The 11747-nt window shown below is 50.6% G+C and carries 9 protein-coding genes and 1 pseudogene; 5 read left to right on the top strand and 5 right to left on the bottom strand.

All coding sequences use genetic code 11. From position 1 onward, the window contains the following. Nucleotides 1-12 precede the first annotated feature (12 nt). From EKK48_15175 to EKK48_15165, 3 genes are all read left to right on the top strand, one after another. Entirely contained in the window at nt 13-3339 is a 3327-nt protein-coding gene (locus EKK48_15175) for an insulinase family protein (GenBank protein RTL40601.1), read from the top strand. 541 nt (nt 3340-3880) lie between these two features. After that, complete coding sequence (locus tag EKK48_15170; GenBank protein RTL40600.1) at nt 3881-4564, top strand: LysM domain-containing protein; 684 nt, start codon at nt 3881-3883, stop codon at nt 4562-4564. A gap of 5 nt (nt 4565-4569) precedes the next feature. Next, complete coding sequence (locus EKK48_15165; GenBank protein RTL40599.1) at nt 4570-6570, top strand: hypothetical protein; 2001 nt, start codon at nt 4570-4572, stop codon at nt 6568-6570. Here EKK48_15165 and EKK48_15160 read toward each other — a convergent pair. The 4 genes and pseudogenes from EKK48_15160 to EKK48_15145 form a co-directional block, all read right to left on the bottom strand. Next, entirely contained in the window at nt 6477-6941 is a 465-nt protein-coding gene (locus EKK48_15160) for a universal stress protein (GenBank protein ID RTL40598.1), read from the bottom strand. The two genes, EKK48_15165 and EKK48_15160, sit on opposite strands and share 94 nt — an antisense overlap. Nucleotides 6942-6970: 29 nt before the next feature. Continuing rightward, the gene (locus EKK48_15155; GenBank protein ID RTL40597.1) at nt 6971-7996 is read right to left on the bottom strand and encodes an inorganic phosphate transporter; all 1026 of its coding nucleotides are present in this window, start codon (nt 7994-7996) and stop codon (nt 6971-6973) included. Next, a pseudogene (locus EKK48_15150) lies at nt 7978-8031 on the bottom strand (hypothetical protein). Before EKK48_15150 ends, EKK48_15155 begins: the two are co-directional and overlap by 19 nt. A 79-nt stretch (nt 8032-8110) precedes the next feature. Beyond that, complete coding sequence (locus EKK48_15145) at nt 8111-8404, bottom strand: hypothetical protein (GenBank protein ID RTL40596.1); 294 nt, start codon at nt 8402-8404, stop codon at nt 8111-8113. Nucleotides 8405-8540: 136 nt separating this feature from the next. Here EKK48_15145 and EKK48_15140 point away from each other — a divergent pair, with 136 nt between their 5' ends. Continuing rightward, on the top strand, nt 8541-9551 hold the full coding sequence (locus EKK48_15140) for a glycosyltransferase family 9 protein (GenBank protein RTL40595.1): 1011 nt from the start codon (nt 8541-8543) through the stop codon (nt 9549-9551). A gap of 111 nt (nt 9552-9662) precedes the next feature. Further along, nucleotides 9663-10214 (top strand): hypothetical protein, encoded by a 552-nt coding sequence (locus EKK48_15135; GenBank protein RTL40594.1) that lies wholly within the window; start codon nt 9663-9665, stop codon nt 10212-10214. Nucleotides 10215-10220: 6 nt separating this feature from the next. Here the strand turns inward: EKK48_15135 and EKK48_15130 are convergent, their stop codons facing one another. Continuing rightward, nucleotides 10221-11681 (bottom strand): hypothetical protein, encoded by a 1461-nt coding sequence (locus EKK48_15130; GenBank protein RTL40593.1) that lies wholly within the window; start codon nt 11679-11681, stop codon nt 10221-10223. Nucleotides 11682-11747 lie beyond the last annotated feature (66 nt).

Raw genomic sequence — 11747 nt, 5'->3', positions numbered from 1 at the left:
AACGAATAAGAGGTGTCTAACCTGGATGACCGTGCTAGAGTCATCACTGCCCCTGATGAACTGGTCGTGAATTTGGAGATAACTCTGTTGGCGAATCAAGCGCGCAAACTTTTAGCATTCATTCTTTCACTGACATTGCTGATTGTCGGGTTTTGTCCGCCGCCGACAATGGCCCAGAACCAACGCGTCCAGGCTCAGGTTTTGCCTAACGGTCTGAAAGTCCTTCTTGTTGAGGATCATTCTTTCCCTGTCGTCTCCTGCTTCGTCTGGTACAAAGTCGGTTCGCGCAATGAAACCCCTGGAATGACCGGCATCAGTCACCTTGTTGAGCACATGCTCTTTCACAATGTCGGTACGTATCGAAAAGGTGAATTGGGTGCCACGATTGTTCGCAACGGTGGTCAATTCAACGGATTTACCAGTGACGACTTCACCGCATTTTTCGAAACGGTTCATCCGTCAAAATTAGATTTGATGTTGCGCATCGAAGCCGATCGCATGCGCAAAGCGAATTTCACTGCCCAGGATCTAAAAGAGGAACTGGTTCGCATTAACCAGGACATTGAGGAGCAGGCAAGAGACCCACAAGCGACCCTGGCTAGAGAAGTGCGTTCTACAGCGTTTTCGCAGCATCCCTACAGACATCCCGCTATCGGTTACAAGACCGATCTGGAGAACATGACAGTCCAGGATGTGAAAGCTTTTTATGACAAGTATTATCATCCCGAGAATGCCACGCTGGTAATTGTTGGTGACATGAACACACAAGCTGTGTTGGGCGCTGTCGTTAAGCATTTCGCCCTCTTACCAAAGTCACCAAATCCGATACCGGTTGTGCGCACTATTGAGCCTCCGCAGCAGGCTGAACGCCGAGTCATCATGCATCAGCCCGGCAAACGCGACCTCGTGGAGATCGCCTATCACGCACCACCTTTCTCTGATGGTGACGCGCCTGCACTTATGATCATGGAAAAGCTGATGAATGCGCAGTTATCGGGCAGGCTGAGAAAGTTGGTCGAGAGTAAGTCTGCTCTTACTGCAAAGTCTGCCTATGAGCTGAAGAAAGATCCAGGTCTATTTACGGTTAGTTTTACGATTGCGCCTGGAACTTTGCAGAAGCTGTTGGAAGGCTGGGATGGAGCCATCAATCAAATCAAGGCTCAAGGTGCTTCTGATGCCGAGTTGCGACGGGCGAAGAATCTGGCGGAATTTTCTTATGCTTCTGAAAATGATGGGCCATATCACGTAGCATTCAATCTGGGTTTCTGCGAATGCTTGCAAACGTATCAGTTGGCATCTGTATGGCCGGAAAAAGTGAAGGCTGTTACTAATGCCGATCTGCAGCGTGTGGCGAAACGATATTTTGCTCAAGAGAATCGCGTTGTCGGTCTACTTGCGACACCCGTATCAGTACCGAAACCTGCACCCAATCCACCGGCTCCTCCGAGTAAAGTTCCGACTAAGTCAGCTCCCTCTGCGGACTCAGAGGCGGAGCCCCACCATCATGAGCAGCATCCGAAGCCTTATTTGCACACTCACATAACCGGTTACAAGAAGGATGACTGGACTCTTCCTCAGACAAAGTCGTCTGGCACTGATACTCAATTGATTGCTCAACGGAGCGTTAATCAGTTGGATGTTCCGATTAACGGCGCTCTTAAGAGCCCCACTAAGTCGGAGTCGCCCGCTGGTGCTTCAAAGATGCCGGCTGGAACTGGTTCGACGACTAAGTCTCCAGCTTCAGCAGGTGGCCCTACAAAGTCATCTACGTCTGCATCAGGAGGGACGGGAGCGGCTTCAGGACCAGGTGGCGTGTCTGGATCGTCCGCAGCGTCTGGCGCGACCTCTAACGGAGCCAATGGCCCGGGCGCAGGACCCGGCACAGGTGCAGGCGCCGCAGCAGGAGCACCCCGCCAACCTGCCAAACCGCTTGTTCTCGAGTCTACGCCTACACGCGTTCAGGAGCGTGTTCTGAAGAATGGTCTGACTGTGCTCGTGTTGGAAAACCATCTGTCACCGATAGTGCAAATCGGCGGTCTTGTTCGTGCAGGCACAGCCTTCGAACCGCCCACTAAGAAAGGGATTTCTGATGTGATGACTGCTTGCATGAACAACGGCACAGCAAAATATACTCGTGCTCAGTTGCAGCAAGCGCAAGAAGATCTCGGAATGGCACCGAATGCGATGCTGCAATTCGAATCTGGTCTTCAGACTATCGGCTTCAGAACTCGATGTTTGCCTCGCGACCTTTCAGCAGTGTTGGGTTTTGTCGGCTCGTGTTTGCGCGAGCCGCTTGTACAAGGTCCCGACCTGGACAAGGCTAAGCGTGATGTACTGGCGCATTTTAAACAAATCGACGATTCGTCGACAATAAAAACAGAGCGTGCGCTCCTGCGCAGTCTGATTTCACCTAACTCTCCTTATTATCCTGATGACTTGAATCAGAAAGCTACTTCAATTGCCACATTTAAGTCGTCTGAGCTGGATGATTTCCACGGAGAAAATGTTCTTCCTGAGGCAACAACGATTGTCGTGGTTGGCGATGTCACCGCAGAGATGGTTTTCAGGTTGGCCGACCAGACCTTCGGCAGTTGGGAGCAGAATACCTCCACAGCTAAGAACTTTCCGCCTATGGAACCAAATCAGAGGCGCATCGTTAAAACATCTATTCCTATAAAGGATAAGTCCAAAACTTTTGTCACTATTGGCCGCCTGGTCAATACTCCGGCAGATACATCGAATTACGCATATCTGATGATGGCAGATTGTGTGCTCAATAATCACCCCATCTTTTCGCGTATGGCGCAGCGAGTCGGTGCCGATCCGGCACTTGCGGATAATCTGTCACCCGACGCTGTTGATACTAAATTCGTACCATTAGGTAATTCTGTTGCATGGGCATTGAATATACCTGTGGAACCAAATATAGTGCCAACTGTAGCTACAGTCGTACAGGCGGAACTGCGTAAATTCGCTCGCACCCCGATTACGCCCGAGGAGTTCAGCGAGGTAAAGCGATTCCTCGTCAATGCTGTTCCGGTGAGGCAGTTCAGCACTGCAACAGATGCCGCCAAAACGATTCTGGAGTGCTACATCCAGAGCGGAGGGCACGACGGCTTCAACGAGCAGCTGACAAATCTGCGCTCGGCGAAGCTGGATAATTTGAATAAGTTCGTTCGCAGCGACCTTAAACCTGATCAATCTTCGCTCGTTATCGCCGGTACAACGGCCACCATGAAACGGGTGCACGGCGGAAAGTCCGGCGCCGTTCCAGAACCTCGTGAGGCAGTGCCGGCAAGAGATAGCGGTGAATCCGTACCTTCTGCGCTTTCTCCCTGATATTAGAAATTTGATGGAATTGTCGCGCCTGACATGCCCACTTAAATGAGAATTATTGAGTATTCAAGTGGTCGCCATTGTAAATATGAACAATTGTTCATGCGTGTCGCATATGCGTTCTGACTAACAACGGTAACCGCCACTGGGCTTGTAAAGTGAAGGTTCGAGCAGGCTGGCGGGCGCCGGACGAATTAGTAACCACGCGTGGTGCATTTCTCAATCTAAGCATCAGTACTCTCATAGCGGCGATTGTAAATAGTGGATAGGTTGTCATTTATTTAATCTGATTGGCTCAGAAACACAGTCTGCATTGTTCCGCAACTACATTGACACTTTGAAAAAGTCCGTTGTAGCCCAGTATCGTTGGCTTTTGGCGATCGTGCCTCAAGTTTGACTTTAGACCGAGAATTAGCCTAATATGCTGCATTGACCGCTGTATTTGGCGGCAAGCAGATAAATGGACATCGACCGCATATTCGTCAGCCGTCCCAATCTTCAGGCAGTCCCCAACCAGAGTAGGTAAACCGTGGCGTTAAAAGAAATGACTACAGTGATTAACTGTGAGAGAGAAGCGCTAGATTTTGATCCGGTACCTGATTTTCTGAAAGACAGTCCTCTCCCATCCAGGGAAGCCGCTGTTTCTATGTCCTCAAAATTTTTCAGTGACCGTGAGGTTCGCGATTTCAATCGTGATAACCGTGAATCGCTCCTTCCTGGTCCCGAAGCGCCGAAGTCTGATGAATTAGAGGCACTGTGGCCGGGCGTTCATCATGATTTCGAACATTCGCACCGCAAGGCCGGAAGCTTTTACGCCACAGTCGGTTTCATGGCTGGTTCTGCTCTCTCTCTGCTCTGTGTCTTTGGTTATTCAGCGATATCATCTCAAGTAGTTGCCACCAAACCAGTCGAAAACAAACAGATGGTCGCAGCTGCTGCTAAGGCACCAAATGCGGTTACTGGCGCACCTCAGACCGTGACCGGTCAAGACGGTTCGGAGACTCTGGTTCCTGCCGCCAACAGCTATCAGGTGCAACCAGGCGACACGCTCGCAAGCATTGCACAGCGCAACTACAACCGGGTCAGCCCGAGACTGCTCGACTCCATTTGCCGTGCCAACAATATGCGCAATGCAAATGTGCTCAGCCTCGGACAGAAATTGACCTTGCCTGAATATCACGCTCAATCCAACCAGGTTGCCGCGACGAGCGCCGCCCAAGTGCAGTAGTTTGAGTGGACGAAGAGCGCAGCGCGTTTTCAGTTGAAGACATCTTTGCCCGCCTGGCAGATAAGCTGCCAGGTTACGAAGCTCGCCCGCAGCAGCTTGAATTAGCGCACCTTATTGAACGTGCCTTTGCCACCCAGTCGACAGGCATATTTGAAGCAGGCACAGGTACCGGTAAGAGTCTTGCTGCTTTGATTCCTGCTTTGCTTTCGGGCAAAAAAGTGGTCGTTTCAACAAATACCATTTCACTGCAAGAGCAATATATCAATAAGGATATTCCTGCTCTGAAGCAGATGTTGCCCTTCAAATTCGACGCTGTGCTGATGAAGGGGCGTGGAAACTATCTTGGTGTGCGACGTTTCGAAGAACAAGTTTACGAGCAAGAGATGGATGAGCGACTGATCGAATGGGCGCATTCGACTTCGACCGGTGATATCTCAGAGCTTGATTTCGTTCCCCACTGGGAGACATGGAATGAAATCAACTCAGATTCGGACGACTGCATGCGCAATAAATGTCCGAATTTCAATGACTGCTTTTATTTTGATGCGAGGAAACGTGCCGAAGAAGCGGATCTTCTCGTGGTCAATCATGCGCTGCTTCTGGCTGATGCTGCATCTTATGGCAATATACTCCCGCTATACGACTTGCTCATAGTCGACGAAGCGCACCATCTACCCGATGTGGCAACCGACGCATTTGGTTTGGGTATCAGCAATCGTGGTCTGCGCATGCTGGCTAGCAAAGCAACCAAGCGTGTACAGGCGCCGTTGAGCATCGTGCGGGAGTTGGAGTTCGAAGCTGACGAGTTCTTCTTCAGACTCTCGCAGAGTTGCACCACTCAAAAGACGCGCGTAAGGCAAGCAATCGATGGAGCCAGTGAACTGGCTTTGTCGCTCGAAAATCTCAAAGTCTGGCTGGAAGAGCAGGAATTCGACACCATACTCGATGTCGGTCAGGCTCGTGAACGAGCTAAACTAAAGGCGCGTGCATTGATTTCGACAACCACTGCATACATTCATTGTCTGCAGTTGCTGGCTAATCCCGATCCCAACTGGGTCGTTTGGGTGGAACGTGGTGACATAAGCGGCAGCCGCATTCAAGTTCATGCCGCACCGCTCGATGTGGCTCCATTCATCCAGGATTACGTTTTCGACAAACCACATTTACAGTCATCAGTATGGATGTCGGCTACTCTTGCCACCGTGGGTGATGACCCATTCGGCTATTTCAAGAGTTTGTGCGGCGTAGAAGGGCATGTCATTCAAAACAAGGTGGCCAGCCCGTTCGATTATGCTCGCCAGTCGCTGCTCTATCTGCCTCGAAACCTTCCGGAGCCTAATCATCCCAGTTTTACCGCGCAGTCGGCCGATGAAATCGAGCGAATTCTCGATATCAGTGAAGGACGTGCATTTGTGCTGTTCACGAGCAAGTATGCTCTGACAACTGTGGCAAACATGCTGGGTGAGCGCCTCGCTTTTCCGTCCAAAAAGCAGGGTGACATGCCTCGCAAGAAGCTTCTCGAATGGTTCGTGCGCACACCGAATGCAGTGCTATTTGGAACCTCCAGTTTCTGGGAAGGCGTCTCAATCGATGGCGACCAGCTCAGCTGCGTGATCATCGATCGCATACCGTTTCAGGTGCCTGATGACCCGGTTCACGAGGCTCGTTGCGATGTGCTGAAGTCTAATCCTGAGTCGAGTTGGTTCAATGATCTTTCGCTTCCGCACGCTACCATGCGTCTCAAGCAGGGAGTCGGCAGGCTGATTCGCACTCATAAAGACACTGGAATTGTGGCGATTCTCGACAATCGGCTCACAAATAAGCGTTACGGCAAGCAGATACTCGAATGTTTGCCACCAATGACGGTGATTCGCTCTTTGCAGGGCATCACTTCAATCGAAGAGAAATTGCTTCAGCTTGATTCGCCAGATCCGCTCTTCGGGTCTTCGCCTGGAAAGTCTCGCCTGACAAGGCAGAGCGATATGGAGCAGTGGTCGACGAGGTAGCGCACAATCGGGTCGCGCTTCATCAAGAAAATCGGGCGTTTGGCAATATTGGTCGTGCCGACGTAGAGCAGGTCGGCTTGTAACTCCTCGGCGCCTTTCATTATGCCTTTAGCGACTTCCCCTAATTTGACGAGACCAGAGGCGTTTATACCCTGCTCTTTCAGCCGAGCTACTACTTCGTCAATCTGTCGTTGAGCTGTGTCGATCGGTCGCTCGGTTGAGATGAGCTGTGCCACTACTCCGACCTTTTCAGGGTCTGGAATAATGCGCAGCAGGATCAATTCAGCGTCCATGGCTTTTGCATGTTTTGCGGCAAGCTCAACTGTGTTGGCACTGCGCTTAGGGCTGCTGAAGGCGACGACGATTTTCATATCTCTTTCCTTGATGGCACTCTATTGTATTAGGGATGCCAGATGATTCGCAAAATTGAATAACAGATAGCTGCCAGTGCCGCCGCAATCGGTATTGTGAGGACCCAGGCGCTGAGCAAAAGTTTCATGGTTTTTGGATTTAACTTCTCTTTTCCATGCGCCGGTATCGTTCCACCAGCTACGGCGGAACTGAGGGTGTGGGTGGTGCTGATTGGTGCGCCTATGTGCGAGGCTGCCAGGATGATTAGAGCTGTGCTCATTGATGCGCCGAAGCCCTGAGAATGGCTTAATCGTTCTCTGCTGATTTTAGTTCCGACAGTGCGAATGACTCGCCATCCACCGATGATGGTGCCAAGCGCCATGGCCGTCGCCGCACTCATGATTACCCAGAGTGGGACATGGTTGGTTGTGTAGCCGCTGAAGTGAGTGCCCAGGATGAGGGTAATGATGCCCATCGTTTTCTGCCCATCGTTACTGCCGTGGCTGAAGCTGACGGAAGCGCTGGCGATGACGTGGAGAAACCGCATCAATTTAGAGTGTTCATGTTTGGTGCCAGGTGGATTGTCTTTTTCTTTCGATAACTTCAGCGTTAGCCAGGTCAGCAACCAACCGGCGAAAAATCCGATCAGTGGTGAGAGAAAGAGCGCTGCCATGACCTTGTACAGCTCGCTCCAATCTACTCCTGTAAAACCGGCTGCCGTCACTCCGGCACCGAACAAGCTTGCTATTAAGCAGTGTGAGGAGCTGACCGGAATTCCGTACCACCAGGTGATCAAGTTCCAGATCAATGCTGCCAGCAACACTGCCACCACTATCGGTAACGTGACAACAGCGGCAGGAATGATTTTCGTTATCACCGTAGCAACTGCCGTTCCAACCAGCACCGCACCAAGGAAATTCAAGATGCCGCTCATGACGATGGCGACGCCTGGTTTGAGGGCCTTTGTATATATAACCGTCGCTACTGCGTTGGCGGTGTCGTGAAAGCCGTTTACGAAGTCAAAGCCAAGCGCTAAAACAATTGCAAAGACTGCAACTATTGTTTCGACACCCATTTTGGAATCTTCGCCTCTTGAAAAAGGGCTTTTAGTGCTTATGGCGCTACGCCTGCTGATCTAAATAGCAGAGAAGCGGTTAAGGGCACTTTAAGGGAGTTCCACAATTCGTCGCTAGATTGCCACCATGTGCGAAGCATGCGCACAGATGCCGCTAGATATGGTCAATAAGATTTGTGTATCAGACTGCGCGCAGTGCTTCGACTGCTTCCAGATAACCTGGATCAAGATAGACCCACAGCTCGCCTGGGCGCCACTGGAGGGGCTGACGCAATAAGTACTTGTAAACCAGAAGTTGTCGTATGATTCTTCGAGCGGAGGGGTTTTCTTCGCCTCGACGATCATTGGCCAGGCGAGTGCGCAATTGAATTGCCTCGCGTTTTGTCCAACAATAAGCAGGTCCGGCATTTTGCCCGCGAGATCGGCAAAGTACAGCTACTTTTCCAGAGGGCTGGGGCCAACCTAAAACGTAATAGGATTCATCACTCATACAAATATTATGATAAATGATGCGCACCAAAAGTCCAGTGAAGACTAATCAATAATGCAAGCTTTTGCCAACATTCTCGTCTATCATCCCGCCGCAATCGGTGACTGCATGCTGGCTACGCCGGTTGCCACCACTCTAAAACTAAATTATCCTGCGGCTCAATTGACATATTGGACTCATTCCTCCCTGCGGCCGATTCTGCTCGAACTCTGCCCTGCCGTCGATGAAGTGATCGAATATGCGAGAGATGCGAGTCTCTTTGAGAACATGAAAACGTTTGAGCGAGTCAAACCAGATCTCTTCGTTGACCTCTCGAACTCTTTCAAATCGACCGCTTTCACCTGGCTTACGCGAATCAAGGTTTTGCGCTATGAGAAGCAGGCACCAAATGTGAGGCCAATCAAACATGCCACGGCAAATTTCCTCGATACGATCAAACCTGTATGCAATGAATATCCAGAACATCTTTTCCCGACGATTTTTCCGGATGCCCTGGCTCTTGATGTAGTGCACCGGGTAATTGCCGAACATGGTTTTGGACCTTTGCCGATGATTGGTATCGTTCCTGGTGTCGGCAAGTTACGACCGCATAGAGCCTGGATATACGATGGTTGGAGATATCTGTTGCAGCACATTCTTGGATGGCAGTCGCACCTGCCGGTTCTGATCGGTGGAGCCGATGAGCAGTCTCTATGTGCCGGCTTGAACGCTGAGCTGGAGAATCGCTGTCTCGATCTTTCAGGCAGGCTGTCTCTGACCGAGACGGCGGCATTCTTGAAAAAGTGCAAGGTAGTTATTTCCGGTGACACCGGTCCGGCGCATATAGCCGTTGCTGTAGGCACGAAAGTGATCGGCTTGTACGGACCAACATATCCAGAAAGAAGTGGACCTTACGGTTGTATGAGTACGACCTTGAATCAAAGTGCTTCCTGTCAATGTCGCGACCAGAAGTCGTGTAAATACACTGGACCCGGCAGCCCGGGTGAGTGCATGAACCGTATTCAGTTGCACGAAATCATCGCTTATCTGAAAGCTGAGCTTGAAGCCCAGGAGCTGATGCACTAGTTCTGTTTCTTGCGGGAAATACGTAGTCGCATATTAATTACGTGCGGAAGTCATTTGAAATACTTGAAAACCGTGCTACAAACATTCAGTACGCCCCACGGAAATTTACTAATGACCGCGCCCTTCCAGCCTGAAAGGTCAGAATCGTCACTGTCGTCCGCGCCCACGGGCAGTGGACTGAATACAGAATTTGCGAATTTGATTCAGAGCACTCAGCGGTCGTCTGCTGACAAACCTCCGGTCTTGAGCGCTGATGGTTCGCAAATGGTTATTCCGCCCCTGAGTCAGACCGATGGCAGTCAGGCGGCGCGCCAGCAGCAGTCTAGCGAGCAGCAGGTTGCAGGTTCGCAGCAGTCTGCTAGTGAGCAGCAGCCGCAGAGCGTTGCCTACAATCCCAGTCTCTGTGTGCCGTCCTGGCAGCGATTTTCTCCAACCCCCGTAGCTACTGACGGCACCATGATGCCTGCTGATGGACCCGGCAGTCCGGGAGATCCAGGACCGGGACCAGCGATTCCAATGTGGATGCGCTTTGCTCCTCCCGGACTTTTGAAGAATCAACAGCAACAAGCCGATCAAAATAACGCCCCATCGAACGAGCTGGCATCTCAAAATGCACTCACTACCGGCGGTGATGGAACTTTGACTCAAGGCAACGGCGCTTAGCTGAGACTAGTTCCAAACAAAAGATTTCGTATACTTCTCAGCTTGAGCCACAGTCGCATCAATCCACGCCTTCGTAAACGCGATTGGATGTTCGTGGAAAACGTTCATACCTTTGTTGGTTAAAATTGCCGACAGAGGAATTGAATCGCTGCCCGGCGGAATCAGCTTCTGCAATTCTCGAGCCAGTCTCAAACGTTTTTTAGAATCTTCGATATCATCTTGATTCAACAATCTCCCGAGCAGCACCCATCGTCCTGGTTGCCACAGCTTCTCAGGATACTTGCCAACTTGAAATGCCATCGCTCCCAGTTCGGCTGCCAGCAGACCCGGGCACAGCAGCCGTGAAGGATGCGGACCGAAGCCGGAGTCAACGAAATTTTCTTGAGCTGGTAGTGAGAACACTGGGCTCAAAGTTGGAGCCGGCTTTTTGAATTCCAGTCTTATTGTTTCTAGCGCTTGCCATTCGGACGAATCGGGCGCGACAACTCGCACCAGTTTCTCACCATTCAAGGTTGTTTCCAGGAAACGTCTGTTGTTATATGGAAATTTCGAAAAGTCTAGCCAAAGCTTGATTTCGTCCATTGATTGAGCGGGCATGGGCTTCGCACCAGGTCGAATGTCTTCACCCTCAAGCAGCTTATAGAAAAAAGCCGGGGATAAAATAATTGTCGAAGTTTCATAGTGTTTGAGACCTATTCTGCTGATTTCGACCAGTGCTCCGCCCACTTTCTGCTCCACAAGTGTGCGAAAAAGTTTCTCACCAGTCATAGGCACTCTCTTGTTAAAACTTAGCCCGAGGCGGTCCGGGCGAGTATGGATCAGTGCCAACCTATCTCTAGTGGATATGTTTATGTTGTCGCTGTGATGGAATTCTGCGTACCAGGTCGACTGGAGTAATTTTTCGACTTGTCCGGGACTGGGTGTGGTTAGCCATCTCTCAAGGTCTGTCTCGCTTGCAATATCTCTCATTAAGTCAAAGTTCGATGCGTCGATCTCGAATTCGGTCTGGTCTTTTGAATAGACCAGCAATCCATCTAAGTCTTTGCTTGTCGTCTGAGCCGCTAACTCGCATCCCGTCACTTTGTGCGTGATCTTATCTGATGGTGGCTCGTCATAGACTGGCAAAAGAATGCCACCGCTACCAGTGCGCGCAGATTTCTGACGTTTTCTCTTCGGGGATGGAGGCTGATCAATTTCCATCATTTTGCGAAACTCGCCAGCTTCGGCCTTGATTGGATTTAGCGAACCGTCCGGTTTTGTGGCAATCCACCACTCATCTTGTTTCACTATAGTCGTGAGAAAATCAGGTACGGCTGTGTCGTTGGCGCTGGATGCAAACAGGTCCATGATCGCTTGATTGAACAATGGTGAAGACTTTTCTTGTCTTGCCGGCGCCGTTTCTGACGATGTAGAGAACATCACCTCGTTGTAAATTACTTGATCGAATATGTCTAGCCAATCAGTCATGTGCCTGCCCTTTGCTGCGCTGACAGAAGATTGTATCGCATGTGATTTCACATGAAAATTAGCGGG

Source organism: Candidatus Melainabacteria bacterium (genome assembly GCA_003963305.1).
GTDB lineage: Bacteria > Cyanobacteriota > Vampirovibrionia > Obscuribacterales > Obscuribacteraceae > PALSA-1081.
This window is presented reverse-complemented; position numbering and strand designations above follow the sequence as displayed.